Here is a 25,983-nt window from a genome sequence, read left to right as displayed (position 1 = left end):
GGCCGTATCGGCGGTGACGGCGCGGCTGGTCACAACGGAGACACCGACCATCACGCCGCAATCTGTCCCAGCTCGCGAAGTTTGTCCAAGGTATCCGGGAACTTTCGCACCATCAGGATCAGCGCGGCCGCCTGAGCATTCGGCCTAGCGCGGCCCTGCTCCCAGTTCTCCAGGGTGCGGGTAGAAACGCGCAAACGGCGGGCAAACACAGCCCTAGAGACATGCATCTGTTCTCGCGTCTGCCGGATCAGTTCGGCATCGACCACCAATGGCGGTAGGTCCTCCACCTCGTGCGAACGCAGCGTCACCTTGCCCGTGCGCTGCTGCTGCATGGATTCGACTCCATCCATCAACTCATCGAATAGATTACGTTTGCGCGTCATCAGCTTTTCCTCCTGGCCGTTAGCTCGGCCTGGATCGCTTTCTTCAGTAAGTTCTTTTCTTCGGCCGTCAGATCCGCCGCTTCGTCCTTCCCATAAAGGGTGAAGAACCAGATCTGGTGATCGGCCGTGAGGGAGTAGTAGATCACCCTCAGACCACCCCGCTTGCCCTTCCGAACGGCAGAACGGCATCGGGGTCAGGTCTTGACTTGTGACTTGTGGCCCTTTCCGAGGTATCTTTGGAGTCATGGCCAGACCCCTGCGACTCGAGTTTGCCGGTGCACTCTATCACGTCACTTCGCGCGGTGACGGACGGGAGGACATTGTTCGAGACGTCGGTGACCGGCAGATGTTTTTCGATGTGCTCGCAGGCGTGTGGGAGCGATTCAACTGGGTCATCCATGCCGACTGCCTGATGACCAACCATTATCATCTGCTCGTCGAGACACCGGACGGCAATCTCTCCAAGGGGATGCGCGAGCTCAACGGCGTCTACACGCAGCGTTTCAACCGGTTTCACCAACGGGTCGGGCATGTCTTTCAGGGACGCTACAAGGCCATCCTGATTCAGAAGGAGGCGTATCTTCTCGAAGTCGCACGATACGTGGTGCTGAACCCGGTCCGCGCGCGCATGGTTCGCTCGCCGGAAGACTATCCCTGGAGCAGCTATCGGGCGATGATCGGCGAGGACGCGGCCCCGGAATGGCTCGAGACGCGCACGATCCTCTCGGCGTTCGGTCGGACGGAAGCGCAAGCCGTCGCGGGTTACCGGTCCTTCGTGGCCGCCGGCAAGGGGCAGCCCTCGCCTTGGGGGTCCGTCAAGCAGCAGGTCTTTCTCGGCTCGGATGCCTTCGTCGAGGCCATGCAGCGCAAGATTCCGCACGACCGGGATCTGCGCGAGGTTCCTCGGGCCCAACGTCGGCAGGTTCCGCGTGCGTTGCCGGATTACGAACGGGCGCATGCGGATCGCAATCAGGCGATCAAAGCCGCCTACGCGAGCGGCGGATACACGATGCAGGAGATCGGCGACTATTTCGGGCTGCACGGCTCGCGCATCAGCAAAATCATTCGCGACGCACCTGGACCTGCCGGCGAGGCCCAAGTCAAGACTTGATAGGCATCCAGGCATCCAGCCGACCTGCCCGCGGCCCTACAGTTACATTTGCACTGGGCGCCGGAAGACAAACGGCACACGTTGCGCTATTCTCCCTCCGGTCATGAAAACGTTTGCATGGAGCTCGGAGAAAAACGATCTGCTCAAGTCGGAGCGAGTTATCTCTTTTGAAGAAATCGTTTTGAATATCCAGTTGGGAAATGAAGTCGACATCTTCGAACACCCAAATCAAGAGCGATATCCCGGCCAAAAAATCTCGGTCGTCCTAGTAGAAGAGTATGCTTATCTCGTGCCGTTCGTAGAGAACGAAGGGGAGATTTTTCTGAAAACCATCATTCCGAGCCGAAAGGCCACAAAACAGTACGTTGGTGGTTGCAATGAGTAAGCTGAAATCTGAAGAAAATGAGATCTTGGAGGCGTTCGAGTCGAGCCGTCTGAAGCGAGTTAAGAATGCCGATAAGGAGATTGCTGAGCACCGCCGAGTCGCGGAAGAAACATTCAAAAAAGACGCTCGTATCAATATCCGTCTTTCATCACGAGATCTGCGGGCGCTTCAAGCGCGTGCCCTGAAAGAGGGGATCCCATATCGGACGCTAGTGTCGAGCGTGCTCCATAAGTTTGTTGATGGGCAGCTCGTCGACAAGGCGGCTCACAAGTAACCAGCCCCGGCAAGCCGGGGAGCACTGGGGTCCTGGGGTCGCTGCACTGCTGGGGTCACCATTTAGCTGACCCCGATCAATGGTACGACCTATTTTCTCGCGCCGAAGCACGCTTGTGTCGGTCGGGAAGTGCCACTTTGGTACCGCCAACGCGCCCGCGGTTCTCGTTGAAAGGTCGCGGATTCACTCCGATCCGCGCCAGTCACCCTTCTGGATCAAGGCGGTGGGGCTGCTCCGTCGGGAGTAGACACCCGGCCCCTGGTTCGCTGAGCCCCAGAAAATCGTCGGTGCCCCACCAAGGTCCAAGTGGACCACGGAGGTGGGTGCGGGGCGGGGGCGCGGATCTCTCAAAATCCAGGCGCCGCCGACCCGCCCCTGCCGGGCCGCGGATTCACAGATCGCTGGCTCGGTGCCCTGTCGACACCGTCCAACCCCGTGCTGGCTCGATGACGGAGGCGTCTCGGTCACAAGCGTTGCTCCCTGACGGATGTCGGCGGGAGATGTGCCGGAGGCCAATCAGATCTGGAGGCTGTCCGCCAACCCCTTGACCTGGCTCACCGGCGCATCGCCCATAGCCCTTCAGGCGAAGGCCCGATCGACATCGAAATCGGTCCCCTCGCGCAGCATGTAGTAACAGGCCCGAGCCAGCTTGTGCGCCACTGTCTTGATGGCGACTACGCCATTGGTCCGCGCGCGCTTGCGCTGGTAGTAGCGCTTGATCGCGGGGTTGTAACGCACCGCGAAGTTGGCTGCCTCCAGATAGGCCCAAGCCAGATATTTGTTGCCGCTCTTGGTATTGCCCCGGCCCTTGCGTTTGCCGTTGGAGAGCCGCTCGCTGCCGACGAGGCGACTGTATGACGCGTAGTTGCCGACGCGGGCAAAGCGCTCGATGGGGCCGGTCTCCAATAGGATCGTCAACCCCAGCACCTGACCGATGCCGCTGGCGCTGAGTAGATGCCGATACTCGGGCCGGCCTTTGACCTGCGCGCAGGCCTCGCGCTCCAACAGATCGATCGCCGCCTCTTGGCCACGCATGGCCAGCAGGGTGCTCTGTACCGCCAGGGCCAAGTGTACATCCGGCAGCAGCTCGCCCACGGTCTCGGGCGTCAGGCGTCGGATCGCATTGGCACTCAGCGAGCGCCCGCGGTTGCGGGAGAACAGGTTCTGCACCGCCAGGACGTTGGCCGTATGCTGTTGGACCAGGCGACTGCGCCGGCGCAGCAGATCGCGCACGGCGCGCTGTTCCTTGGGGTAGATATAGCCCTCCGGCAACAGCCCGAGGCGCAGCAGCTTGGCCAGCCAGGCGGCGTCGGAATCGTCGTCGCTGTACTTCAGCCCGCTGTACTGCACGATCGCCGCGGTGTTCGCCAAATGCACCCGATAGCCGGCGTCCATCAACGTATCCACCAGCCAGTACCAGTTGTAGGTCGATTCCACCACCAATCCCGTGATCGCTTCGCCATACGGCGCCAAGGATTCCAGGATGAGCGCCGCGTCGTTCGCCAACCGCTTGCGACACACCACGCGGTCTTCTTCGTCCAAAAGGGCCACGACGCTATTGTTGGAATGCAGATCGATTCCGCCGTAGAGTTTCATTGTCGACTCCTCCCGCCGGGTCTCCAGCTCAGGTGTTCTCTTCTACCTTAACTGTAGGCCCGCGGGCGGGGTCGGCTAGATGCTTATCAGGTCTTTCGTTGTGACATTCCAGAAAGTCCGGCGGAAATCCGGTCGATCCGAGGTCGTGGACATGGGCGTACGCTCCGTGCGAGTCGGGGGCATGGTACACCGATGGCGGGATCGTTTTTGGGGAGCCGGTTGGGATTCAGCGCTGGCGTCGACGTCTTCTCGCTCCGCGCTCCGGGGACGATCTCGCTTGACGATCATGCCGCTTGGCGGTGGACCGATGACGCTGAAACTTTTTCGTGTACGATCGAGTAAGATTCTCGACGACACGAACAGGCTACGGAGAGGCCCATGCGCAAGCCCGCCGCCGATCACGACGACTATGATCCCCCCTGGAAGGATCTCCTCGAGCATTGGCAGCGGCCTTTTCTGGAATTCTTCTTCCCGAGGATCGCGGCCGACATCGACTGGTCGCGTGGCTTGGAGTTTCTCGACGAGGAGCTGCAGAAGGTCACGCGCCGCGCCGTGGTCGGTCGCCGTTATGTCGACAAGCTGGTCAAGGTCTGGCGTTTGGGCGGCGAGGAGACCTGGGTCCTGATCCACACCGAGGTGCAGGGCGAGCCGGATCCGGGGTTTGCGCGGCGGCTCTATACCTACCACTCGCGCCTGATGGACCGCTACGATCGCCCGGTCGCGACCTTGGTAATCCTGGCCGATGAGCAGCGCGACTGGCGACCGGAGCGTTATTACCACGCACTCTGGGGCTGCGAGGCGGTACTGGTGTTTCCGGTCGTGAAGCTGCTGGATTTCAAGTCCCGCACGGTCGAGCTGGAGGCGAGTGCCAACCCCTTCGCGCTGGTCGTCCTTGCGCAGTTGGCCGCCGTCGCGACCAAACGCGACCCGGCGGCGCGGCTGGATCGCAAGATCGGGCTGACGCGGCGTCTGTACCGTTGCGGCCTGAACCGCGACGAGGTGCTGAGCCTGTATGCCTTCATCGATTGGGTGATGACGTTGCCCGAGCCGCTGGAGGACGACTACCATCGGGCCATTCAAGCCATCGAAGAGGCGAAGCAAATGCGATACGTCACCACGGCCGAGCGAATCGGCATACGGAAGGGGATGGAACGCGGGATGGAGCGCGGGATGGAAAAGGGTCTGGAATCCGAACGTGCATTGCTGCAGCGCCAGGCTCGGCGGCGCTTCGGAGACGCAGTCGCCGAGCGCGCAGCTGTGCTGTTGGCGCGGATTCGGGCGCCGGAGACCCTCGAGCAGCTCGGTGAAGCCCTGCTCGATGATGACGACGGCGAGATCTGGTTGACGGCGGTACAGGCACAGGTGGAGCGTGCGGACGATCGCATGGACGCCGCTGAAGGCGCTTCGCCGGCAGGATGAGGGCGCGGTCGCCCTGGACGGCACCCCGATGGAAATGCTCGAAGGCTCCGAAGGCTCGGGGTCAATCTCCTGCGGTACTGGAGTCTTCCTCATCGATGCTCGGCGGACTTCAGAGACATCGGTCAATGCGCTGTTCAACGCCGAGCTGCGTTATTTGGTCGAGACATTCAATGCAGCCGAGGTGACGGAAACCAAAACTTCCTTGTCCTACTCGATCTTTCCGTGGGCCGCCGCGGTCGTTGCCAAGAAAGCTGTTGCATCGGCTAGGGCGCTTGTTGGTCATTGTCGTTGACCGTCGGGACAGTGGAAGAGGACGACTGCAAGTCGTCTATCCCGTGGGTGTCGTCGCTTCGCAACGATCGCTGGCGTCACTTGCGGCCGATCGAACCAACGAGGCTTTGAATGATCGGCGCAATCGCGACCGGTCGACGGGCGAACGGCGCCGATATCACAGGTCGGGATCTGACCCCGCCCGCTCGCGCTACTGCCGATTGATGCGGATGCTGAACCGCCCGGCGCGATCCCCACCCAGGGACTCCAGGCGATTGGCCGGGGAGGTGTGCAGATCTTCCAGGGAGCGGGCGTTGCTCGGCATCATGCTCGGATCCTGATTCGGATGAGATCAGGCGTCGTTGGAGCGGACATCACGATCTGCCCACGGTCATGACACACTCATTCCGGATCGGCCCGAAAGCTGCTAGCTCCCCGACAGAACCCAGACCAGACAGGGACATCGACCGTGAAACCACATCAGCAGGGATTCAACCTGACCGAACTCATGATCGTCGTGGCGATCATCGGAATCCTCGCCGCTGTCGCGGTACCTGCATACCAGGATTATGCGATTCGTGCGAAGGTGACCGAGGTTCTTCTCGAGGTCGGCAGGGTGAAGACCGATTTGAGCCTTTTCTACGCCGACCATGGGCGCTTCCCGATCAACTCTACCGAGCGCGAGCAGTTCGATATCTTCCCGGCTGACAACCATCCCAGCATTCGCCGTCTGGAGCTCAAGGGAGTCGGGGCCTGCAATGCCGACGCGGGCTGCGCGAAGGCCCGTATGGAGGTGATGCTGCGCCGATCCGTGTACAACGGCATCGGCGGCGATGCCAACAGCCAGTTGCGCCTCGAAGGGCATGGAGGACCGAACGGAGGTGTCGTGACCTGGCTGTGCGGACCGCGGGATGTCCAACCGCTCAGATTGGAATGGCTGCCTGCGACTTGTCGGCAACCGCCGTCTTGAGGAGCGGTTCATAAGCAGACTGCCGATCGCTTGAACGCCAAGCGGGTGAATCGCCGGGGGCCGGATTTGATGCGGCGGGCGCAGCGCAAGCCGGCGATGTTGAAACGCACCGAATCGCTCGACGATCGGCGCGTGCCGCCGGGGAGTCGACTCGAAGCCTCGAGTGGCGATCGGGATGGTCAGCTCAGAATCAACAATCAGCGGCGTCTATGCGTCGAGCGGGGCCTTTTTCATCAGTCCGGGCATTCCTGCCCGACGTCGGCGACACGCCAACCTAAGCCGTGCCGGCGTTTTGCGCTGACGCTGCGGCCAACGGGTCGCGATGCAGTTCGACAATCTCGGGTGGCGTGGTCCGTGAGGGCCGGCACAACAGGGCGATGATCGAGGGCGTTTCGCGACGGAATTGTCAGGTGCGAACCTGTCGCGCGCGAACGACCTCTTCGCGCTCGAGCTCTTCGAGTGCGGACTCAACTGCTCGCAGGGTTTCGTCGATCTCGGGGAGGAGGACGTCCTCGAGTGCGCGCGCGCGGCGGGCGGTGCGGGCGTAATCGGCGCGCAGGCGTTGGAGATTGCCGACCATGGCGGCGAGACGGGCGATGCGCGGGATCAGGGCCTGGAAGGCACGGCGAGCGCTGTCGGCCTCCGGGCTGTCGGCGACGCTAGGCGGAGGCGATTGCGGCTGCCTGTCGTTTTCGATCAGATCGTGCAGGGTCACCCCGAGTACGCGCCGCGGCGCGAGCCGACAATCCGTATCGAGCGGCGGTGCCGTCGGGTGGACGGCGAGTCCTTCCAGGCCGTGTCGGGCGACGGCGCTTTGGAGTGCATCGACGGCCTCGCTGTAGTCGGCTCGAAAGGCGGTCAGCTCACGCTCGTAGCGGCCGAGCTCGGCGAGGATCTCGGCGGCGAGGATGAGCCGTTTCTCGTCGAGGAATCGATAACCTTCCCGCATGCCCGAGCGCTCTTCCTTGAGCTCGAGGAAGGCACTGTGGGTCGGGACGATGGCGCGCTCGGTCATGAGACGGGTTCTCGCCGCGGGGCTCGATCGAGCAGATGCTCGCGGATCTGGCGGTCGTCGAGCCGGTGCAGCTCGCCGGCCGGTAAGCCACGCAGGGCGGACCAGCCGGCGGCCAAGCTCTCCTCCAGGGTCCGGGCATCGACGCCTTGATGGATCACCTTCTGCTCGAAGTTGTCGCCGAAGATCAGAAGCTTGCGGTCGTCTTCGGAGAGACCGTCCTCCCCGACCACGCCGGCCAGCACCCGTGTCTGCTGGGCTTGGCTGTAACTGGCGTAGAGCTGGGCGGCGAGCGCCGGATGATCGGCATGGGTGCGCCCTTTGCCGATGCCGTCCTTCATCAGACGCGAAAGACTCGGCAGCAGGCGGATCGGCGGATAGATATCCCGCCGATGCAGATCCCGATCGAGCACGATCTGGCCCTCGGTGATGTAGCCCGTGAGATCCGGGATGGGGTGGGTGATGTCGTCGTTCGGCATGGTCAGGATGGGGACCTGCGTGACCGAGCCGGGTTTTCCGCGGATGCGGCCGGCGCGCTCGTAGAGGGTCGCCAGGTCCGAGTACATGTAGCCCGGATAGCCCTTGCGGCTGGGGACCTCGCCGCGGCTCGCCGAGACTTCGCGCAGGGCCTCGCAGTAATTGGTGAGATCGGTCAGGATCACCAGGACATGCATGCCTTCGACGAAGGCGAGGTATTCGGCGGCGGTCAAGGCGAAGCGAGGGGCGAGCAAACGTTGGGCGCTCGAATCGCTGGCCAGGTTGAGAAAGAGCACGGTGCGCGCGAGCGCCCCGCTCTTCTCCATCTCCTCGCGAAAGAACTCGGCGCTGTCGTGCGGGATGCCGATGCCGGCGAAGACGATAGCGAACCCTTCCGCCTCTTGCGTATCGCCCGGCAGGCGCGCGTTGCAGGCGATGTCGACCGCGATTCGGTCATGGGGGAGCCCGCCGCCCGAGAAGAGCGGCAGCTTCTGGCCGCGCACCAGGCTGTTCATGAGATCGATCGCCGTGAAGCCGGTCTCGAGGAACTCGCTCGGCGCCTCGCGGGCGGTGGGTTTGATCGGCAGACCATCGACCCGGTAGGCATGCTCGGCCGCAAGCGGCGGCCCGCCATCGAGCGGCTTGCCGATGCCGTTGAAGACCCGCCCGAGCAGCCCCGGACCGACATGGAAGCGCAGCGGCTCGCCGAAGAAGCGCACGCGCGTGCCCTGCAGGGCGAGCCCGGCGGTGTCGTCGAGCATCTCGACCGTGATGGAGTCCTCGTCCAAGGCGGCGATACGCCCGAGACGCACCGAGCCGTCCGCGCCCTCCACTTCCACCGCCTCGTTTAGACCGACGTCGAGGCTGCGGCTCAAGAACAGCAGCGGACCCTCGGCACGATTGGCGATCTCTTCTCCGACGAGTCTGGCGTATGTCATTGGCGTACCTGCTTGCGTGGGATGAGTGCCGGAGCTTCCTGCTTCCTGCCCAACTCGCTCCCGCGCTCCGCGTGGGAGTGTAGACCCGACGCTCTGCATCGCGGGGCAGGGCGGTACGGTCGTGGATCGGCGCAGTGACGGACCACCGGCGGTGCACGTCGACCTGGCGGCAGGACGCGGAGCGTCCCGGCGACACTCCCACGCGGAGCGTGGCAGCGAGTACCCGGCTGGTGGTTGACGGCTGGCGACCCGAAGCTATCCCCCTCCCCCTTCGCGCGCCTCGTTGATCAACCGCCGGATCGTCGCGGTCAGCTCCTGATCGAGCGCGGAGAAGGCCTCCCAGTCGCCCTCTTCGATCTCCTCGCCCATGCGCATGAGACGACGGAAGACGGGTTGGTCGCGGATCGCCTCGGGGGCGACGCCGGCGTCGAGCAGGCGCTCGGAGCCTTCGATGAAGCTGCCGATCAGGCGCATCATGACCGCTTGGCGCGACGGGCTGGCGTAGCGGTCGTTCATCGAATAGGCGGACTGGCGCAGGAAGCACTCGTTGACCAGCTGGGCGCAGATGAGCACGAGCCGCTGGCGCGCGGGCATGGCGTCGCGTCCGATGATGCGGGCCATGCGCTCCAGGCGGGCCTCGTCCTCCAAGAGCGTCAGGAACCGCCGACGCAGCTCCTGCCAGCGCGTACATCCGGCGGTGTGCCACCAGCGCGCGAGGTTTCCGGCGACCAGGCTGTAGGACTGCAGGGGGTGGATCGCCGGGTAGAAGCGCGCCTGGGCCCGTTTGGCATCGAGGCCCCAGAGCGAGCCCACGTAGCGTCGGGTGTGCGTGGTCACGGGCTCCGAGAAGTCGCCCGAGGGTGGGCTGACCGCGCCGAGCAGCGTGACCGATCCGATCTCACCGCCCAGGGTGCGCACCCGTGCGGCACGCTCGTAGAAGTCGGCCAAGCGACTGCTCAGGTAGGCCGGATAGCCGGCCTCGCCGGGCAGCTCGCCGAGCCGGCCGGAGACCTCGCGCAGGGCCTCGGCCCAGCGGCTGGTGGAGTCCGCCATCAGGGTGACGTTCATGCCCTGGTCGCGAAAATACTCCGCCACCGTGATGCCGGTGTAGATGCTGGCCTCGCGTGCCGAAACGGGCATGTTCGAGGTGTTGGCGATCACGACGGTGCGCTCGAGCAGGGGACGTCCGCTGCGCGGGTCTTCCAGCTCGCTGAACTCGGCGAGCAAGCCGGCCATCTCGTTGCCGCGCTCGCCGCAGCCGACATAGACGATGACATCGGCGTTGCACCACTTGCCGACGGTCTCGAGCAAGACGGTCTTGCCCGTGCCGAAACCGCCCGGAATCGCCCCGGTACCGCCGCGCGCAACCGGGAACAAACAGTCGATGACGCGCTGCCCGGTCAGCATGGGCTCGTCCGAAGGCAGACGCGCCTGCACGGGTCGCGGTACCCGCACCGGCCACTCATGGGTCATGGCGATCGCGAGGTTTCGGCCGTCGGCGGCGTCGATCCAGCAGATCGGCTGGTCGTCCGGGTACTCGCCGGGGTCGGCGATGGCGGTGACGCGCCCGCCCGACAGATCCGCAGGCACCAGGCAGCGCTGGGCGATGCCGGTCCCGTTCGCGACCTCGCCGATCGCAGCACCGGGCATCAGGGTATCGCCGACGCAGACGCTCGGCGTGAAGTGGAACCGGCGGGCGGGCTGCACCTGCATCCCCGGCTTGACGTAGGGATCGGCGATATCCGCGATGGGGCGGAGCAGTCCGTCGAAGATCCCGGCAAGGATCGCCGGTCCGAGACGGATCGACAGGAGCCGACCGGAGCCGGTGACCTCGATCCCGGGGCGCAGGCCGCTGGTGTCCTCGTAGAGCTGGACGGTGATCTCGTCGCGGGCGATACGGATCACCTCGCCGAGCAGCGCCTGATCCCCGACGGTGACCGACTCGCGCAGACGGAAGGCGCCGTCGGGGCGTGCCCGCAGGACGGGGCCGCTGATCCAAGTGGTTTCCGCCGTGCTCATGTCTGGACCCCCGCATCCGTCGGATGCCGTGCCAATACCGCCAACAGGCGCGCCTCCAACCGTCGGCGGTCACGCAGCAAACCCTCGAGGCTCGCATCCAGCACCGCACCCTGCGCTTCGATGACGAGGCCGGCCGTCACGGCGCCGTCGGCCCGAAAATGCGGCGCCTGACCCAGCGCCCGGGTCAGCTCGGCCTCGAGCGGCCCCCATTCCGCCGCGGACCACGCCGGCGGATGGCGCACCGTCCAAAGCCCGGGCGGGAGCCGTTGCCGCCCTTGGGCGATGGCATGCCTCGCCCAGACGGCGCGTGTGTCTGCATGCGCCCAGCGCCGGCTCAGCGCCTCGCGCAAACGCGGCCACGCCAGCTCCAGAAGTTGCGCGTTGGCCCGATCTCCGCTGGCGCGCAGACGGGTGTCGTGCTCGGCGCGGGCGGCGTGGAGCCGGGACCGCGCGTTCGCCCGCTCCGAGATCACGCGCGCGTGCAGTTGCGTGCGTGCGCGACGATAGGCATCGGCGAGCAGGGTCTTCGCCTCGGCCCGCGCCGTCTCCAAGAGCGCACGGTACTCCGCATCCCGATACTCCTGAATCAGGGTCAGCAAACCACGTTCGCGCTCCTCGAGCTTCATTCGGCCATCCCCAAACGGCGCCGCACCTCGGCGACGAGATCCGGTGCGGCAACCCGGTTGCGCACGTCCGGGATCACCAGGACCAGCGGCCAGGTCGCCAACTCCGCGTCTCGCAACAGATCGGGCGGCAATGCGGCCGCAATCTCGGCGGTCATGACGATCACGCGGGTCTCCTCGCGCAGCCGCAGAAAGAGCGCACGGACCTCCTGCGACTCGGGGCAATGGACCTCGACCCCCGCGAGCCGGAAGCCGAGCCCGCTGACCTCGTCGCCCAGAAAGGCGCAGGCGGCCATGACGATGCGCTCCTCAACCGAGCCGGTTGAGGATCAACACCGAGATAATGAGACCGTAGATGGCGATGCCTTCCGCGAGTCCGACCAGGATGACCATCCGCCCGAACAGATCGGGCTTCTCGGCCAAGGCACCGACGGCTGCCGCGCCGATGGACGCGACCGCATAGGCCGCTGCGATGGAGCTCGCCATGGTCGCCAAGGCGGCCGCCAGATACCCCCAGCGCAGTACATCCGGATCGAGCGGCGTCACCTCGAGCGCGACGACCTCCGCGGCGATCGCACCCGGCTGCCAGAGCAGCAGGCTGGAGATTCCGGCGAGCAGGGCGACGCCCAGCACCATCACACCGGCGAACAGGATTTGTCGATTCATGACTCCACTCCTTTTAAACCGCGCCCGGCGCGGTATGCGATGTTTTTGGATGGGATCAGACCCGGCAGACTTCACGACCGCTGGAGTCGGCGCGGTTTAAGTTATTAAAAAATTAATCATTTTAAACCGCGTCCACGCGAAGGCTCGTGGTTGCACCCAATGTCGATCTCACTCGAACATGCGCGTCTCGCACTGGACGCGGTTTAGCACGCGTTGAACCGCCGACGGACCCGGATCCGCTCACACCGCACCCTGCACGGCCTCCCGCACAATGGGCGGCGGCGCCGGGAGCGGCCGGAAGACCCTCCCGGTGCCCTGCAGGAAGCGGTTGAAGAACTCGAACAGCACGAGCCGCGTGGTCTGAATCGAGACCACCAGCCCTTCCAACAGGATGATCAGGACATTGCCCAGGATCATGATGAGGATCCCGGCCCAGAGCGGCACCGAATCGGCCATGGTGACCACGGCGACCGAGAGTGCCGAATGGGCCAACGCAAAGGCGCCGACACGCGCGAACGAGAGCGTATTGACCAGGATCTGGCTGCCGGACTCCAAGAGGTGTCCGATGGCGGCAAGCCCTCCGAGCAAGGCGCGATGGACCAGGAAGGCGCCGATCAGGTACCACGCCAACCCGAGCAGCGCGATCCAGCCGAGGCCGGGGCGCAGCACCGTCGCGATCAACCCCAGATAGAGCACCAGAAAGCCCAGATCCTGCATCAGCCAGCGCCCGAGCTCGCCGCGCCAGAGTGCGCTCAGACCCGACAGGAGATGCCCCAGACTCAACAAGACCACGGCAAAGAGCAAAGGGACGGCGAGCAAGGTCAAGGGATCGTGCAGCGGATGCATCCAGAGTGCGGGGATGATGTCCTCGCGACCGAAGAGGCTCCCGAACAGGATCCCGAAGACCATCGCCGAGACGCCGCCCAGCACCATCAAGCGCGCCTCCGGCCAGCGCCGTTGCAGCCAGAGCCCGAGGCCAACCAGCACCGCGCCCTGACCCACGTCGCCGAACATGTAGCCGAACAACAGGGGCACCACGACAAGCAACAACGGCGTCGGATCCGCCTCGTCCGAGCCCGGCACGCCCAAGGCGCGCGCGAAGAGTTCGAACGGACGCACCCAAGGTGGATTGTCCAGGATCTGCGGCGGGCGCTTGCCGGGTGGCGGCTTGGTCAGGCGCAGCAGGGCGCGGGTGCGTCCGGCGTCGAGAGCGGCGCGGAGTCGCTCGCCGCCGAGATCGTCGGTCCAACCCGTGACCCAGATCAGATGCTCGCCGGCACGCTCCAGACACCCGACGTGTCCGGCAAACCAGGCCAGCCCGTCGACCTCCCCGAGTGTGTCGCCGAGGTCGTATTCGTCGAACAGGGTATCCAGCTCGGCCTTGAGATAGACAACGCGCGTGGAGAGAAACTCGCGCCGCGCACCGATCCTTGCGAGCGAATCGCGCGCATCGCCCTTCAGCCACGGCGGCCGCTCGATGACCCGTCCCTTGGCCGCCTGCACCAGACGCTTGACCGCATCGAGCCGATCCCGCGGACCCAGAATCATGGCGCAATACTCATCGCCCCACGGGATTTGACGCGGGATGACGCAGTCCGGCAGCTGCGGCCGGGCATCCCTCGGCAAGACCGCGCAGAAGGTTCCGAGAACCGGCCCGCTGCGCGCCACCGCGCCGAAGTCGAGCGGACTGTCGATGATCTTGCCGATCACCTGCGCCAACCACTTCAGACGGGTCAGCTCCTCCTCGCAGGACTGGAGGATGTCGATCAGCGGATCGGCCTCGCACCGCCACGCACCGACACGCGCCAGCGCGCGCTCCAAGACCACGTCGGGCGACTCGACCAAGACCTTTCGCCGCAGCCGTCCGCGCTCCCAGTAGCGCCCGTAGCGGACCTTCAGCGCCTCGTAGACCCCGAGTCCTTCGGAGAGATGCGCAAGCGGGGAATCCCCGCAGACACGATCGCGGATCTCGATCTCGACCGCCCCGGTGCGCGCGAGCTCGGTCACCGTGCGCACGGCTTCGCGCCGTGGGCACAGCACCTCGAACCAGCGCGTGGAGGCAGGACGCAACATCAGAAACCCAAACGCTCCGTGTCGAAGACCGCCCGACTGAGCAAGGCCCCGCGCAACCGTTCGAGATCCAGGAAGACGATCGCGAGGTAGGCAAAGAGTGCGACGGGCTGAACCGGATGTTGGTGTAGATAGGCGCGCAGCCGATCGCGCAGGGCTTCGCGCAGCTCCCATGCGGAGGCGGAAGGTACGCCGCGGAAGCGCTCCAGATGTCCTTGGATCAACCGGGAGAATCCGTCCAGATCGCGCCGGCAGCGGCCTCGACAGGTCGGCCAGCGCTCGCGCCATGCCGTTTGCCAGCGCTCGCCGAGATCGAGCGCCGCACCGCTCGCGTCGGGCCCGGGCGACAGCGCGGCAAGCCCGCTCGCCTCCCAGGCTTGCCGATCCAGTGCGCCGTCCTCGCCGATCAGGCCACGCAGCCTCACGTCCAGGGTCGACCAATCCGGCAAGGTCTCGCCGCGCGCCAAATGCTCGAGCTGCGGCAGCCAAGGCAGCCAAGCGACCCACTCGATCGCCGCCCGCCAGCCCGCAGGCGACCAGTCGGCGACGGTCTCGGCCGTCTCGAGCGCGAGTGTGCGACAACCGCGATCCAGCTCATGGGCCTGACTCAATCCGGAGAAGGACCTGACCCAATCGATCAGACCGGTCACGCGCGCCTCTTCCAGATAGGCGGCCAGGGTGCGCGCGCCGGACAAGCGCTGCCAATCCGCCGCCGTAGGCAGCTGAGATAGGCGTGCTTGAAGGCGCGCTTGGGCGTAGGCGAGACGGGGGCCGGCGTTCATGACGGACCGCCCTCGCGATCCCGCGGCCCGACTGCGCCGCCGATATCGGCGCCGGCACCGATCATCTCTTCGGCGAGAGTATCGATGGCGGTGTTCAATCGAGTGTCGGCGGCGGCGCCGAGGCCGTCGCCGAGCGGCTCGGCAACCCGACCGAGGAGCTCGGAAAGGGCGTGCTGTAGACTGGTGTCGGCGATCCGCTGAACGGCGAGGAGGCGTCGGTCGGTACGCTCGACGAGGCGGCGTGCGTGGCCTTCGGCTTCGGCCAAGAGCCGATCGGCTTCGATGCGACAGGCTTCGACCGACTCGCGCGCGGATGCCTCGGCGGCCAGTGCCCGATTGAACGCGGCATCGATCCGTTCCAGGTCCGCATCGGAGGGCTGCTTGATCACGCCGCGTCTCGCTCCATCGCACGTCGACCGCGTTCCCCGGAAAGGACTTGGCCCAAAGACCTTGGGCCTCGACCGAGCCTCTCCGCTCCTTGTACCCGTGCATTCCACTCGGGAAGCGGTTTCGTTAGAATACGCTGATATTCTAGTCCAGCCGTCGCCGGATGCGTGGCGGCGGCGCTTGTTGGATTTGATCCGGGTCAGCTTCATGACCGATCGCACCGACCGGCGCATGCACTTCGGACTCGATCTGGGTATAACGCTCGGCAGTGTCGCGCGCTTTTTGCCCGGTCTTCGGGTAAGGTTAGATCCCCGTACCTCTGTTGTTCTTGCAGGTAGCCCACGATGGACGACACCCTCCAACGCCTCCTCGAAGCCGAGATGCGCGCCGAGAAGATCGCTCAGCAGGCCGAGGCCGAGCAGGAGCGCACCATTCAAAAGGCGATGGCGGATGCCAAATCCGAGAACGATCGCTTCACCACGCGGATCCCGGATCTGCATCGGGGCTTCATCGCAAAGGCCGAGGAGCGCGCCGAGCAGAACGTCGCCGAGCTGCGCCGTCGCTACGACGAGCGGCACGTCCAACTGCGCGATCAGGCCGAGCGCCGCGAGGGCGAGGCGCTGGATGCCGCCTTTCAGGTTCTGATCGACCCCGATCGCTGAAAGCCGAATGCATTCCTCACCGGCGCGCCATCCGATCAGCAGCTCACCCGCGGTTGCTTCATGACCATCATTGCCGACCACGCCTACCTCAACACGCGCGTCTCCGTCATGGCGACGCAGCTGTTCGAGCCTAGCGGGATCGCGGCACTGTCTCACCTGCCCTTGGCGACCTTGGCGGAGCGTTTCGGCCTCGCCGCCATCCTCGACGAGCAACAGTCCACGCGCGCGCGCAGCCGGGCGGTAGAGCAAAGCCTGATTCAGGTACTGCTCGGCGAGCTGCTCATCCTGGTGAGGCCCATGAACACGGCCGAACGCGCCTTGGTGCTCGACTGGGGGCGCAAGTACGCACTCTTCAATCTCAAGACCCTGATCCGGGGCAAGCTCTACGACCTCGATCAGAAGGAGATCCAGGACAATCTCTATGTGCTGCCCGAGCACATGCGCCTGTCCGAGGAGGTCAGCACCGAGCTCTTTCGCGCCGAGAACGTCTTGGAGCTGTTGCGCCAGCTGGAGGCAGGAGCCCACCGCACCCTTGCCCGCCAGGCGCGCGAGGTCTACGAGCAGCAGCGCGAGCCTTTCGCGTTGGAGGCGGCGATCGATCAACGCTATTACGCCGGGCTGTTGCGGCAGGTCATGGCCTTCAGCGACGCGAACCTGAACCCGCTGAAACGCCTGATGGGCGCCGAGCTGGATCGCATCAATCTGATGTGGCTGCTGCGCTTCCGGTTCTCCTACCAGCTCTCGGCCTCGGAGACCTTCTACCATCTGGTCCCCTCGATGCGCCTGCTCACGCGAGAGCGGTTGCTGCACCTGGTGAATGTCGAGACCTTCGAGGGCGTCGTCGCCACCCTGCCCACACCGCTGGATCGACTGCTCGCCGGCAGCAAGAACATCGTCGACGTTCAGAAACGCATCGGCGCCTACGCAGCACAAGAGGCGCATTGGGTTCTGCACCGCACCCAATCGGGCGTCGCCCGTGCATTGGCCTATCTGATGCTGCGCGAGCGCGACCTTCTGTTGTTGTTCGCACTGGCCCAAGGCCAGATCCTGAATCTCCCCTCCGCCGCCATCGAGATCGCGGTCGAGCTCTCCGAGCCCGGGTGCCCCTGGGCCGGGAGTCGGGCAGCCTGATGCGTACCCCGGCTCACCATCCGATGCACAGGGGCTGACGCATGTTGCGCTCGACACCGATGAAGCATGTCCGGCTCCTGGTCCTCACCGAGGATCTTCCGCAGGCATCGCTCGCCTTGGCGGACATGGAGAGCTTTCACCCGGATACACGCCCGCCGACCGAGGCCCGGCTCGCCGGTCTGCCCGGGCGCGAGTATCGCGAGGTCTTTACCCAAGCCACGGCCCGTCTCGAGAAGATCGGCAAGTTGATCCCGGTGCCGCAAACCCCCGAGATCGAGGAGGTCCGCGTCGTCGATTTCGCCGAGCTGCAGACCTTGAACGCGTGGCTGGGCAAGGTCTGGAACGAGAGCTCCGCCTACGAGGAAGACCTGCGCCGTCTCGACGACGAGGAGCGCCTGGTGAAGGAGCAACAAGCGGCACTGGCGAACTTCGCCCATCTCAACATCGATCTGGGGATGCTGCGCAGCAAGACGCGTTTCCTCGACTTCTACGTCGGTCTGGTTCCGCGCGAGAACCTGCGCCAATTGGAAGGCGCCGTCGGGCTGGCCGGGTACATCCTGCATGTCTATATGCAGCAGGACGAAAACGCCCATGTCGTGATTGTCGGCCCGGCCGGAACGAAGGAGAGTCAGCTCTCCGCCGTGCTCGACGCCGCGGGGTTTCAGAACCTACCCATCCCGCAGGAGCTCGACCGCACCCCGGCCGAGCTGCAGCGCGACCTCGACGCTCAGCGCAAGTCGATCGATGCTCAACGCAAGACCCTGCTCGAGACGCTCGCACGCTGGTCCGACCCCTTTGCGGGACCGCTGCTGGAAGCTCGGCGCACCCTCATGTTGGCCGAGCCGCTGGTCTCGCTCGATCCTTCGATCCGCAGCGCCGGCTACCTGGCTTATCTGGCCGGCTGGGTCCCGGCACGCTCGGTGGAGCGGCTCGACGCACGCCTGCGCGAGTCGCTCAACCATCCCTTCGAAATGAGCGTGCGCAACCCGACGGCGGAGGAACGCGTACTTGTCCCGACGGTGCCGGCCAAGAGCTGGATCCTCTCGCCCTTCGCCATGCTGGTGAAGCAATACGGCGTGCCAGAGTACGGCGAGGTCGATCCCACACCGCTCTTCGCGGTGACCTTCGTCTTGATGTTCGGCAGCATGTTCGGCGACATCGGCCAAGGCGCCGTGATCGCGCTGGCCGCCTGGCTTCTGCGCAAGAAGCTCGGGCGCTTCTGGCCGTTCGGATTGATGGCCGGGCTGTCTTCGATGGTCTTCGGCGTGCTCTTCGGCAGCATCTTCGGCGAAGAGCATCTGATCCCTGCACTTTGGATGAGTCCGCTCGGCGACCCGCTCCTGATGATGAGGATCGCTTTGGGATGGGGTGTGGTCTTTCTGACCATCGCCTGTCTGCTCGCAATCTACAACCGACTGGTGATCCGCAACTGGTCGGGGGCCGTCTTCGGACATCACGGCATCGTCAATCTGATCTTCTATCTCGCACTGATCGTCGGCGCAGTGAACATCGCCACGGCCGGCGAGGGTGTCCCCGGGGTTCGCGTGAGCGCAGCCGATACGTTCGGAACGATTCCGATGGTGCTGGTGATCGGCTCGCTCGCCGCACTCGCCTGGCACAGTTGGCAGCATCAGCAGGCACCGATCAGCGAGAAGATCCTGGTGGTCGTGATCGAGACACTGGAGACCCTGATCGGCTATGTCTCCAACACCCTGTCGTTCCTGCGTGTAGCCGCCTTCAGCCTCAATCACGTGGCGCTCTCGATTGCCATCTTCACCCTCGCGGGGATGATGGGTGCATTCGGTCATGTCGTGACCCTGATTCTCGGCAACATCTTCGTCATCGTCCTGGAGGGCGGAATTGTCATGATCCAGGTAATGCGCCTGCAGTATTTCGAGGGGTTCTCGCGCTACTTCTCCGGGAACGGCCATGAGTTCGCGCCATTGAAGTTCCCGCGTGGATCGGCCTAAGTCATTCGTTCATAGTCAAATCTGCTGTTGTACCAAACGGACCAAACACCTAAAAGCATCGATTCCGCGCAGGCCTTGTGCCGCGGAAGAACTCAATCGCCACAATCCAAACAAAACACCGGAGCACTCAATGTATTGGCTCGTCGCCCTCATGACCTTTGCCGTCCTCGGCCTTATCTTGCTCGGCCTCATGCTCGAATTCCGTCCTCAGCTCGCCACCCGGTCACGGCCTTGGTACAAACCGGCGATGGCGACCCAGCTGGTGGTTTTCGTCGGCGCCCAGCTCGGCTTGCTGGTGTTCGGGATCAACGATGTCTTTGCAGTGGAGCCGGGCGCGGAAGGCATTGCCGCCGCGGGTGAAATGTCCGTCGGCATGGGTCTGGCGATCATCGGTGCCGGCATCCCGACTGCGCTCTCGACCATCGGTGCCGGTATCGCCGTAGGACCGATCGGCGCCGCCTCGCTGGCGGCCATCACCGAGAAGCCGGAGAACCTCGGCCGTACACTCATCTATCTGGGCCTGGCCGAAGGTATCGCCATCTACGGGCTGGTCATCTCCATCCTCTTGCTCAACCGGATCTGAGCGAGCCCGGCGTGGACGCGCAGCACACCTACGATTACGACCGGCCCACCCGGATGCTGTTTCTGGGCGAGGATCGGCTTGCGGACGGCTTTCGACTCATCGGTTTCGAGACGCATCCCAATCCCGATCCCGAGCTGGTCGACCGAACTATTCGGGAGTTGCTGCGTGGGCGCGAGAAGGCCTTCGTGGTTGTCGACGATGCCGTCATGGCGCAGGACATCCCGAGCCTCAAGCGCGTGCGTCGCGAGGGTGGTCGGATCGTCGTGATCGCGGTGCCGCCGCTCGGCGAGCAGCCGCAGCTGGGGAGCGAGGTGGCCCGGCGGCTGGCGGCCCTGTTCGGCAACGCCGTCGTCAACGCCAAGGCGGAGCCATGAGCCGACGGGGCTCGCAGATCGCCGGGTGAGCCCACGAAGGTCTTGGTTGTCATCAAACAGCATTCAATCAATTAAATCGCGTCTCAACCGTCGCCCCTGGTGTCCGCAAGACAGCGACAAGCGACAAAGCGACGGTTTTCGCTCCGGACGCGATTTAACGAGGGTCGATCGTGAATCAAGTACAAGAGCTTGAGCAGGCCATTCTGGCCCGCGCCGAACGGCTTGCCGGCGAGTATCGCGAGCGCGCCAGCCGCAGCCGCGACAACATCCTGCGCGAGGCCGCGGAACGACTGCGCATGCGCGAGAGCCGCGAAGAGAGCATCGCCAAGACGCTCGCGGAGCGGACCTTCCGCCAACACGTCCAGGCCAGCGAGCTGAAGATGCAGACGCACCTGGACCGCATGCGTTGGAACCTGGTGCAGGATGTCGAGCGCGCGCTCGCCGGACGAATGAGGACGTTCGGCGACGACCTCCAGCGCTACGATGCCTGGCTGGACAGCCTGATCGTGCGTGCGGCAAACCTGATCGAGGAAAAGTCCCTGATCGTCTCGGCCAATGCACGCGATCTGCAGCGCATGACCGAGCGCTGGGACGCCATCCTGGAGACCCTCCCGGAGCACAAGACCGTGACCCTCTCCAAGGAGCCGATCGAGACGCTCGGCGGGGTGCTCGTCGCCAGCCGCGACCGACGCATCCGCGTCGACAATACCTACGAGGGTCGACTGGAACGTCTGCGCCCCGCCGTCCAACAGGTCATCCTCGAACGGCTGTTGCCGAGCGGGTTCGACACCGGCAACCTCTTCAGCGGATGAGACCATGAGTGAAACCCATGAGTGAAACCAAGCGAACGGGTGTCATCCGAGACATCAACGGCCCCATCGTCACCGTCGAGCTGCCGGGCGTGCGCAGCGGCGAGCAGGTGAAGATCGGCGACCTGGGTCTCTTCGGCGAGGTGATCTCGCTGCGGGGTCAGCTGGCAATCGTGCAGACCTACGAGTCAACCGACGGGGTGCGCCCGGGCGAGCCGGCGCAGGGCTTGGGCTGGCCGCTTTCGGTCGAGCTGGGTCCCGGTCTAATGGGCGGCATCTTCGACGGCGTGCAGCGCCCGCTGGAGAAGATCGCCTTGCAGTCCGGCGACTACATTCGGCGCGGGATCTCGGTACCGGCCCTGGATCGCGCCCGCGAATGGGAGTTCGAGCCCAACCGCGAGCTGAGCCCGGGCGCCAAGGTCGGCCCGGGCAGTGTCCTGGGCACGGTTCAAGAGACCACAACCGTCCTGCACCGCATCATGGTTCCGCCGGGGGTCGAGGGCGAGCTGCTGGAAATGGCTCCGGCGGGCGAGTACGACATCGAGTCGACCATCGCGCGGGTACGCGATCCGCGCGGCATCAGCCACCGTCTGAGCATGTATCAGCGTTGGCCGGTGCGCAAACCGCGGCCTTACCTGCGTCGCGACGACGGCATCTCGCCCCTGATTACGGGTCAGCGGGTCATCGACACCTTCTTCCCGCAGCTCAAGGGCGGCAAGGGCGCCGTTCCCGGACCCTTCGGAGCCGGCAAGACCGTCGTTCAGCAGCAGATCGCGCGCTGGTCCAACGCCGACATCGTCATCTATGTCGGCTGCGGGGAGCGCGGCAACGAGCTGGTCGACGTGCTCGAAAGCTTCCCCGAGCTGGACGACCCCTACACCGGCCGCAAGCTGATGGAGCGCACCCTGCTGGTCGCCAACACCTCCAACATGCCGGTGGTGGCACGCGAGGCGTCGGTCTACGTCGGCATTACAATGGCCGAGTATTACCGCGACATGGGCTACGACGTGGTCATGCTCGCGGACTCCACCAGCCGCTGGGCTGAGGCACTGCGCGAGGTCTCCGGGCGACTCGGTCAGATGCCGGTCGAGGAAGGCTACCCGGCCTATCTCGCATCACGTCTCGCCGCGGTCTACGAGCGCGCCGGACGTGTGGAGACCTACGGTGCGGGCTCCGGCTCGGTCACCCTGATCGGCGCCGTCTCGCCCCCGGGCGGCGACTTCTCCGAGCCGGTGACCAGCCACACCAAGGACATCATCGAGACCTTCTGGGCGCTCTCCAAAGAGCTGGCCGACGCCCGTCACTATCCCTCGATCGACTGGGTAACCAGCTTTTCCAAGCATGTGCAAACCGCCGCGCAGTGGTGGCACAAGGAGATCGACCCGGACTGGGAAAAACGCCGCACCGCAGCACTCGCCCTGCTGGCGCGCGATGCGGAGCTCTCGCGCATCGTCAACCTGGTCGGACCCGAGGCGCTCTCGGACGCGCAACGCTGGGAACTGGAGGGCGCCTCGCTGATCAAGGAAGGCGTGCTCCAGCAAAGCGCGCTCGACGAGATCGACACCTTCTGCTCGCCGCAAAAACAATACGCCCTGCTCGATCTGGCCATCACCATCTATAAACGCGGTGCCGCCCTGATCAAGCTCGGCGTACCGGTCTCGGAGCTGCAACATCTCCCGCTCATGGCCAAGATGCGACGCATCAAATCCATGTACTCCAGCGAGCAGCTCGATCAGGTCCTCGCCTTCCGCGCCGACGTCGATCATGCGATGGAGTCGGTGCGGATCGAATACGCCAAACACGGCGAACAAGCCTGAACCGCGTCTGGAGCGACATGCGGTGTTTTGGGGCGAGCTGGTCCTTGTCCCAAACAATGACGACGGTAGGACGCGGTTCAGGAAAGTAAAATTCTTAAGAGACTTGAACCGCGTCTGCTCCAGCGGTCACGGACTGAGACGACATCGGATCAACATGAACACAATGCATAGCATGCCGGACGCGGTTCAATGAGCATCAAAGAATATCGCACCGCAATCGAGGCCCGCGGCGGCCTGCTGGTCGTCAAAGACACCGCCGGAATCGCCTTCGGCGACCGCGTGCAGATCAAAGACCACGCCGGCAACACGCGCAACGGCCAGGTCATCCGCAGCGCCGACAACGAGGTCCTGATCCTGGTCTTCGAAGGCACCGACGACCTGGATCTGGAGAACACCTGGGTGCGCTTCCTCGACGAGCCGGTCGAGATCGCGCTCTCCCCCGAGATCCTCGGGCGCGAGTTCAACGGACTAGGTGTCCCGCGCGACGGTCGCCCGCCCGTGCTCTCCAACATCCGTCGCCCGGTCGGCGGATCGGCCATCAACCCGGCCGCACGCACCTATCCGCGCGAGTTCATTCAAACCGGCATCTCCACCATCGACGGGCTGAACAGCCTGGTGCGCGGTCAAAAGCTGCCGATCTTCTCCGGCTCGGGTCTGCCGCACAACCGGCTCGCCGCCCAGATCGGACGCCAGGCCAAGCTGGTGGACCAGGAGTCGAGCTTCTCGGTGGTCTTCGCGGCGATGGGCGTGTCCTATGCGGATGCGAAGTTCTTCCGGGACGAGTTCGCCAGCTCCGGCGTGCTGCGCAACGTGGTGATGTTCATCAACCTCGCCGACGACCCGCCGGTCGAGCGCCTCACCCTGCCCCGCACCGCCCTGACCGCCGCCGAATATCTGGCCTACGATCTGGATCGCCACGTCCTGGTCATCCTCACCGACATGACCAACTACGCCGAGGCCCTGCGCGAGGTCGCCACCGCCAAGGGCGATGTCCCGGCGCGCAAGGGCTACCCCGGTTATCTCTACTCGGATCTGGCCGAGATCTACGAACGCTGCGGGCGCATCCACAACCGCCACGGCTCCATCACCATGATGCCCGTGGTCTCCATGCCCTCGGACGACATCACGCACCCGATCCCGGACCTCACCGGCTACATTACCGAGGGCCAGATCGTGCTCTCGCGCGAGCTGCACAATCAGGGTATCTACCCCCCGGTGCATATCTCGCCGAGCCTCTCGCGACTCATGAAGGACGGCATCGGCAAGGACGACACCCGCGAGGACCATCCCCGCGTCGCCGGCCAGATCTACGCCCTTTATGCCCGCGCGCAGGAGACCCGCAACCTCGCCTCCATCATCGGCGCCGACGAGCTCTCCGAGCGCGATCGCCGTTATCTGACCTTCGCCGACGCCTTCGACGAACGCTTCGTCGGCCAAGGCGAGTCCGAAGACCGCTCCATCGAGGCCACACTCAACCTCGCCTGGGAGCTGATGAGCATGTTCCCGCGCGACATGCTCACCCGCGTGAAGGAGACGGATCTGGCCAAGTATTATCAGGGAACCGATTGAAGCGATTTCGGACGTAGCGATACCCGTTGGGCAAAGCGCAGCGTGCCCAACACACCGCCGGCATCTCGGACCGGTGCGCCGCTTGGCATCACTGTTTCCGGACGCAAGGGTGACGACCCTCCGCCGGTCTACCCCGCCACCCATAGATGGATTCATCCTCAAGTCGCACAGGCGTCGGTTGTGCCGACGACGGTGACGGCGATAATGGGCCAACGCTCGTCACACCCGGTATCGAAGACGCCGAAGCGCTGCAAGGATTCGAGCGTGGTTGGACGGCTCCGGCCATGACCAACCTGAAGAACGGCCCACGCTGGAAGCTCGTCGGAAACGCCGTCACCGTAGGTGTCGCGCGCTGGCTGGTCGACCGGCTTCACGCCCCCAGCTCCGTGGTCGTTCAGAACCGCGAGGTGCGAAGCCTGGATCGCTGGCCGGACGCGGCTTACGGCGAAGGCGGGCGGATTCGCGTTTTCGAGGCGAGCGCTTGGCCGTTGCGACACGACTATCGGCATTTGCTCGATCTCCTTGCACCCTCCGAGTCGGCGCCGCTCTCCCATCGCGCGGCTTCCGGCTTCTTGGAGCGCGCATCGAGATCACGGCTCAAGTTTCTGCCCGCGTTTCTCGCCGACCTCAAAGAGCATATCGTCTTCATGCGCGGTGACCCGTCGCCGGAATCGAAAAGCACCCCGGCGCGTCGGCTCGATACCGGACGGACTCAACATGCTGTGGACTGACCTCGAGCCTGACCCGGGTCTCCTTTTCGCACTGGAACATGCCGGCCCCCGCCCGGAGACCGGCAGTCAGAACGAAAAGCGCGGATGGAGCGAACGCTTGGCGAATGCATGTGCCGTCGTAATCGCGGATGAGCTACGACGGGTTCCGATTCTCAGTCGAGTCGACACGAGGATTGAAAGACCTCGCCGATGACATCATCGGCCAAGCAATCTCGCAGGATCGGATCGACTGGGCTCAGCCTGAAGCGGATTGAGGCTGCTCAGCCGGATGCCCCGACTCCGGCGAAGTCGTTTCGCCGGACGGAGTCGCGTCGACCTGAGCACCCAGGCCAACCTGCGGAGAGCGAGATCTCTCGGTCCCGAGGCATGACAACTGAATGAGCAACCGTTACGACACGACAGGCCACCGCCAGGCGCAATTCGAGCCAGGATCCGAGGGACGTGTGCTGGCCAACCGTCTCGGCATTACCGACCCGGCGGAGATGGCCAACGTGGAGTTGGATTTGTTGAGCCAGCTCTATGACGCCGTGATCGAGAGCGTCAGGGTGGATCAGAGGATCAGCGTTGCGGATCTGCTCGAATGGCATCGCCGCTGGTTGGGAAACCTTTACAACTGGGCGGGACAGTATCGAACGCTGAATATGGGAAAGGCGGGTTTTCCGTTCGCCGCCAGCGACCAGATTCCGAGATTGATGACAAAACTGGACAGCCAAATCCTCGGCCGGCAGACGCCCGCCGCAGGCATGACAGAGGACCGATTGGCTGATGCGATCGCTGTCGTACACGTCGAGCTGATCTTGATTCATCCCTTCCGAGAGGGAAATGGCCGCATTTCGCGTCTACTCGCGAGCGTTATGGCACTGCAGGCAGTGCTGGCCCGAGTTGGATTTCACGTCGTGGGATGCGAATAAGGATGCGTACTTTGCAGCCATTCAGGCCGGTCTGGAGAATTACG

General features: G+C 64.6%; 27 protein-coding genes. 15 read left to right on the top strand and 12 right to left on the bottom strand.

The features are described 5' to 3' along the window. Nucleotides 1-50: 50 nt before the first annotated feature. A complete protein-coding gene (locus BLV04_RS05030; protein WP_093028744.1) occupies nucleotides 51-383 on the bottom strand; it encodes a helix-turn-helix domain-containing protein in 333 nt (110 codons plus the stop codon). Further along, nucleotides 383-529, bottom strand: a complete 147-nt coding sequence (locus BLV04_RS05025; RefSeq protein ID WP_175534502.1) for a hypothetical protein — start codon at nucleotides 527-529, stop codon at nucleotides 383-385. The genes BLV04_RS05030 and BLV04_RS05025 overlap by 1 nt, the downstream gene beginning before the upstream one ends. A gap of 98 nt (nucleotides 530-627) precedes the next feature. On the opposite strand from BLV04_RS05025, the gene BLV04_RS05020 reads away from it, so the two are divergent. Both BLV04_RS05020 and BLV04_RS05010 read left to right on the top strand, forming a co-directional pair. Beyond that, nucleotides 628-1,494, top strand: coding sequence for an REP-associated tyrosine transposase (locus tag BLV04_RS05020; protein WP_093028742.1), 867 nt, complete (start codon nucleotides 628-630; stop codon nucleotides 1,492-1,494). A 377-nt stretch (nucleotides 1,495-1,871) separates the two neighbouring features. Then, nucleotides 1,872-2,153 carry an antitoxin gene (locus tag BLV04_RS05010; protein WP_093028738.1) on the top strand — a complete coding sequence of 94 codons (282 nt, stop codon included), beginning with the start codon at nucleotides 1,872-1,874 and terminating at the stop codon, nucleotides 2,151-2,153. Between the two features lie 579 nt (nucleotides 2,154-2,732). Here the strand turns inward: BLV04_RS05010 and BLV04_RS05005 are convergent. After that, nucleotides 2,733-3,749 (bottom strand): IS110 family RNA-guided transposase, encoded by a 1,017-nt coding sequence (locus BLV04_RS05005; protein ID WP_093028736.1) that lies wholly within the window; start codon nucleotides 3,747-3,749, stop codon nucleotides 2,733-2,735. 378 nt (nucleotides 3,750-4,127) lie between these two features. Here BLV04_RS05005 and BLV04_RS05000 point away from each other — a divergent pair, with 378 nt between their 5' ends. The 3 genes from BLV04_RS05000 to BLV04_RS24300 all read left to right on the top strand — a co-directional run bounded on the left by BLV04_RS05000 (nucleotide 4,128) and on the right by BLV04_RS24300 (nucleotide 6,408). Continuing rightward, nucleotides 4,128-5,168: an RpnC/YadD family protein gene (locus BLV04_RS05000; RefSeq protein ID WP_093028733.1), complete on the top strand. Its 1,041-nt coding sequence runs from the start codon at nucleotides 4,128-4,130 to the stop codon at nucleotides 5,166-5,168. A gap of 28 nt (nucleotides 5,169-5,196) precedes the next feature. Next, nucleotides 5,197-5,460 (top strand): hypothetical protein, encoded by a 264-nt coding sequence (locus BLV04_RS04995; RefSeq protein ID WP_139191861.1) that lies wholly within the window; start codon nucleotides 5,197-5,199, stop codon nucleotides 5,458-5,460. Nucleotides 5,461-5,946: 486 nt separating this feature from the next. Then, nucleotides 5,947-6,408 carry a pilin gene (locus BLV04_RS24300; protein ID WP_443080478.1) on the top strand — a complete coding sequence of 154 codons (462 nt, stop codon included), beginning with the start codon at nucleotides 5,947-5,949 and terminating at the stop codon, nucleotides 6,406-6,408. 406 nt (nucleotides 6,409-6,814) lie between these two features. Here BLV04_RS24300 and BLV04_RS04980 read toward each other — a convergent pair whose 3' ends face one another. From BLV04_RS04980 to BLV04_RS04940, 9 genes are all read right to left on the bottom strand, one after another. Beyond that, nucleotides 6,815-7,423: a V-type ATP synthase subunit D gene (locus BLV04_RS04980; protein WP_093028729.1), complete on the bottom strand. Its 609-nt coding sequence runs from the start codon at nucleotides 7,421-7,423 to the stop codon at nucleotides 6,815-6,817. Then, complete coding sequence (locus tag BLV04_RS04975) at nucleotides 7,420-8,835, bottom strand: V-type ATP synthase subunit B (RefSeq protein ID WP_093028727.1); 1,416 nt, start codon at nucleotides 8,833-8,835, stop codon at nucleotides 7,420-7,422. The genes BLV04_RS04980 and BLV04_RS04975 overlap by 4 nt, the downstream gene beginning before the upstream one ends. A 255-nt stretch (nucleotides 8,836-9,090) precedes the next feature. Beyond that, nucleotides 9,091-10,854 (bottom strand): V-type ATP synthase subunit A, encoded by a 1,764-nt coding sequence (locus BLV04_RS04970; RefSeq protein ID WP_093028725.1) that lies wholly within the window; start codon nucleotides 10,852-10,854, stop codon nucleotides 9,091-9,093. Next, entirely contained in the window at nucleotides 10,851-11,480 is a 630-nt protein-coding gene (locus BLV04_RS04965; protein ID WP_093028723.1) for a hypothetical protein, read from the bottom strand. Before BLV04_RS04965 ends, BLV04_RS04970 begins: the two co-directional genes overlap by 4 nt. Further along, nucleotides 11,477-11,773 (bottom strand): V-type ATP synthase subunit F, encoded by a 297-nt coding sequence (locus BLV04_RS04960; RefSeq protein ID WP_093028721.1) that lies wholly within the window; start codon nucleotides 11,771-11,773, stop codon nucleotides 11,477-11,479. Before BLV04_RS04960 ends, BLV04_RS04965 begins: the two co-directional genes overlap by 4 nt. 13 nt (nucleotides 11,774-11,786) lie before the next feature. After that, nucleotides 11,787-12,143, bottom strand: coding sequence for an ATP synthase subunit C (locus tag BLV04_RS04955; protein WP_093028719.1), 357 nt, complete (start codon nucleotides 12,141-12,143; stop codon nucleotides 11,787-11,789). 240 nt (nucleotides 12,144-12,383) lie between these two features. Then, a complete protein-coding gene (locus BLV04_RS04950) occupies nucleotides 12,384-14,216 on the bottom strand; it encodes a V-type ATP synthase subunit I (protein ID WP_093028717.1) in 1,833 nt (610 codons plus the stop codon). Continuing rightward, the gene (locus BLV04_RS04945) at nucleotides 14,216-14,995 is read right to left on the bottom strand and encodes a hypothetical protein (protein WP_093028715.1); all 780 of its coding nucleotides are present in this window, start codon (nucleotides 14,993-14,995) and stop codon (nucleotides 14,216-14,218) included. Before BLV04_RS04945 ends, BLV04_RS04950 begins: the two co-directional genes overlap by 1 nt. After that, on the bottom strand, nucleotides 14,992-15,384 hold the full coding sequence (locus BLV04_RS04940) for a hypothetical protein (protein ID WP_093028713.1): 393 nt from the start codon (nucleotides 15,382-15,384) through the stop codon (nucleotides 14,992-14,994). Before BLV04_RS04940 ends, BLV04_RS04945 begins: the two co-directional genes overlap by 4 nt. Before the next feature lie 342 nt (nucleotides 15,385-15,726). On the opposite strand from BLV04_RS04940, the gene BLV04_RS04935 reads away from it, so the two are divergent. From BLV04_RS04935 to BLV04_RS04890, 10 genes are all read left to right on the top strand, one after another. Further along, the gene (locus BLV04_RS04935) at nucleotides 15,727-16,044 is read left to right on the top strand and encodes a hypothetical protein (protein ID WP_007195566.1); all 318 of its coding nucleotides are present in this window, start codon (nucleotides 15,727-15,729) and stop codon (nucleotides 16,042-16,044) included. A 60-nt stretch (nucleotides 16,045-16,104) separates the two neighbouring features. Continuing rightward, on the top strand, nucleotides 16,105-17,175 hold the full coding sequence (locus tag BLV04_RS04930) for a V0D/AC39 family V-type ATPase subunit (protein WP_093028711.1): 1,071 nt from the start codon (nucleotides 16,105-16,107) through the stop codon (nucleotides 17,173-17,175). Nucleotides 17,176-17,216: 41 nt separating this feature from the next. Beyond that, complete coding sequence (locus BLV04_RS04925) at nucleotides 17,217-19,145, top strand: V-type ATP synthase subunit I (RefSeq protein ID WP_093028709.1); 1,929 nt, start codon at nucleotides 17,217-17,219, stop codon at nucleotides 19,143-19,145. A 130-nt stretch (nucleotides 19,146-19,275) separates the two neighbouring features. Continuing rightward, nucleotides 19,276-19,728 (top strand): ATP synthase subunit C, encoded by a 453-nt coding sequence (locus BLV04_RS04920; RefSeq protein WP_093028707.1) that lies wholly within the window; start codon nucleotides 19,276-19,278, stop codon nucleotides 19,726-19,728. A gap of 53 nt (nucleotides 19,729-19,781) precedes the next feature. Then, on the top strand, nucleotides 19,782-20,102 hold the full coding sequence (locus tag BLV04_RS04915; RefSeq protein ID WP_093029009.1) for a V-type ATP synthase subunit F: 321 nt from the start codon (nucleotides 19,782-19,784) through the stop codon (nucleotides 20,100-20,102). Nucleotides 20,103-20,272: 170 nt separating this feature from the next. Beyond that, the gene (locus BLV04_RS04910) at nucleotides 20,273-20,914 is read left to right on the top strand and encodes a V-type ATP synthase subunit E (RefSeq protein WP_093028705.1); all 642 of its coding nucleotides are present in this window, start codon (nucleotides 20,273-20,275) and stop codon (nucleotides 20,912-20,914) included. A 17-nt stretch (nucleotides 20,915-20,931) separates the two neighbouring features. Then, nucleotides 20,932-22,728 (top strand): V-type ATP synthase subunit A, encoded by a 1,797-nt coding sequence (locus tag BLV04_RS04905; RefSeq protein ID WP_093028703.1) that lies wholly within the window; start codon nucleotides 20,932-20,934, stop codon nucleotides 22,726-22,728. A 189-nt stretch (nucleotides 22,729-22,917) separates the two neighbouring features. After that, nucleotides 22,918-24,297 carry a V-type ATP synthase subunit B gene (locus tag BLV04_RS04900; protein WP_093028701.1) on the top strand — a complete coding sequence of 460 codons (1,380 nt, stop codon included), beginning with the start codon at nucleotides 22,918-22,920 and terminating at the stop codon, nucleotides 24,295-24,297. A 284-nt stretch (nucleotides 24,298-24,581) separates the two neighbouring features. Beyond that, a complete protein-coding gene (locus tag BLV04_RS04895; RefSeq protein ID WP_139191859.1) occupies nucleotides 24,582-25,028 on the top strand; it encodes a hypothetical protein in 447 nt (148 codons plus the stop codon). Between the two features lie 377 nt (nucleotides 25,029-25,405). Further along, the gene (locus BLV04_RS04890) at nucleotides 25,406-25,939 is read left to right on the top strand and encodes a Fic/DOC family protein (RefSeq protein ID WP_245731722.1); all 534 of its coding nucleotides are present in this window, start codon (nucleotides 25,406-25,408) and stop codon (nucleotides 25,937-25,939) included. The last annotated feature ends 44 nt before the right edge of the window (nucleotides 25,940-25,983 follow it).

This window comes from Thiocapsa roseopersicina (assembly GCF_900106925.1).
GTDB lineage: Bacteria > Pseudomonadota > Gammaproteobacteria > Chromatiales > Chromatiaceae > Thiocapsa > Thiocapsa roseopersicina.
Note: the sequence above shows the minus strand (reverse complement) of the source record. Positions and strands in the feature narration are given on the sequence as shown.

What these genes read in the sequence shown, in the direction of transcription:
- BLV04_RS05030 (WP_093028744.1), bottom strand. Translation starts at nt 383, where the DNA reads ATGACGCGCAAACGTAATCTATTCGATGAGTTGATGGATGGAGTCGAA.
- BLV04_RS05020 (WP_093028742.1), top strand. Translation starts at nt 628, where the DNA reads ATGGCCAGACCCCTGCGACTCGAGTTTGCCGGTGCACTCTATCACGTC.
- BLV04_RS05010 (WP_093028738.1), top strand. Translation starts at nt 1,872, where the DNA reads ATGAGTAAGCTGAAATCTGAAGAAAATGAGATCTTGGAGGCGTTCGAG.
- BLV04_RS05005 (WP_093028736.1), bottom strand. Translation starts at nt 3,749, where the DNA reads ATGAAACTCTACGGCGGAATCGATCTGCATTCCAACAATAGCGTCGTG.
- BLV04_RS05000 (WP_093028733.1), top strand. Translation starts at nt 4,128, where the DNA reads ATGCGCAAGCCCGCCGCCGATCACGACGACTATGATCCCCCCTGGAAG.
- BLV04_RS04995 (WP_139191861.1), top strand. Translation starts at nt 5,197, where the DNA reads ATGGAAATGCTCGAAGGCTCCGAAGGCTCGGGGTCAATCTCCTGCGGT.
- BLV04_RS24300 (WP_443080478.1), top strand. Translation starts at nt 5,947, where the DNA reads ATGATCGTCGTGGCGATCATCGGAATCCTCGCCGCTGTCGCGGTACCT.
- BLV04_RS04980 (WP_093028729.1), bottom strand. Translation starts at nt 7,423, where the DNA reads ATGACCGAGCGCGCCATCGTCCCGACCCACAGTGCCTTCCTCGAGCTC.
- BLV04_RS04975 (WP_093028727.1), bottom strand. Translation starts at nt 8,835, where the DNA reads ATGACATACGCCAGACTCGTCGGAGAAGAGATCGCCAATCGTGCCGAG.
- BLV04_RS04970 (WP_093028725.1), bottom strand. Translation starts at nt 10,854, where the DNA reads ATGAGCACGGCGGAAACCACTTGGATCAGCGGCCCCGTCCTGCGGGCA.
- BLV04_RS04965 (WP_093028723.1), bottom strand. Translation starts at nt 11,480, where the DNA reads ATGAAGCTCGAGGAGCGCGAACGTGGTTTGCTGACCCTGATTCAGGAG.
- BLV04_RS04960 (WP_093028721.1), bottom strand. Translation starts at nt 11,773, where the DNA reads ATGGCCGCCTGCGCCTTTCTGGGCGACGAGGTCAGCGGGCTCGGCTTC.
- BLV04_RS04955 (WP_093028719.1), bottom strand. Translation starts at nt 12,143, where the DNA reads ATGAATCGACAAATCCTGTTCGCCGGTGTGATGGTGCTGGGCGTCGCC.
- BLV04_RS04950 (WP_093028717.1), bottom strand. Translation starts at nt 14,216, where the DNA reads ATGTTGCGTCCTGCCTCCACGCGCTGGTTCGAGGTGCTGTGCCCACGG.
- BLV04_RS04945 (WP_093028715.1), bottom strand. Translation starts at nt 14,995, where the DNA reads ATGAACGCCGGCCCCCGTCTCGCCTACGCCCAAGCGCGCCTTCAAGCA.
- BLV04_RS04935 (WP_007195566.1), top strand. Translation starts at nt 15,727, where the DNA reads ATGGACGACACCCTCCAACGCCTCCTCGAAGCCGAGATGCGCGCCGAG.
- BLV04_RS04930 (WP_093028711.1), top strand. Translation starts at nt 16,105, where the DNA reads ATGACCATCATTGCCGACCACGCCTACCTCAACACGCGCGTCTCCGTC.
- BLV04_RS04925 (WP_093028709.1), top strand. Translation starts at nt 17,217, where the DNA reads ATGTTGCGCTCGACACCGATGAAGCATGTCCGGCTCCTGGTCCTCACC.
- BLV04_RS04920 (WP_093028707.1), top strand. Translation starts at nt 19,276, where the DNA reads ATGTATTGGCTCGTCGCCCTCATGACCTTTGCCGTCCTCGGCCTTATC.
- BLV04_RS04915 (WP_093029009.1), top strand. Translation starts at nt 19,782, where the DNA reads ATGCTGTTTCTGGGCGAGGATCGGCTTGCGGACGGCTTTCGACTCATC.
- BLV04_RS04905 (WP_093028703.1), top strand. Translation starts at nt 20,932, where the DNA reads ATGAGTGAAACCAAGCGAACGGGTGTCATCCGAGACATCAACGGCCCC.
- BLV04_RS04900 (WP_093028701.1), top strand. Translation starts at nt 22,918, where the DNA reads ATGAGCATCAAAGAATATCGCACCGCAATCGAGGCCCGCGGCGGCCTG.
- BLV04_RS04895 (WP_139191859.1), top strand. Translation starts at nt 24,582, where the DNA reads ATGACCAACCTGAAGAACGGCCCACGCTGGAAGCTCGTCGGAAACGCC.
- BLV04_RS04890 (WP_245731722.1), top strand. Translation starts at nt 25,406, where the DNA reads ATGAGCAACCGTTACGACACGACAGGCCACCGCCAGGCGCAATTCGAG.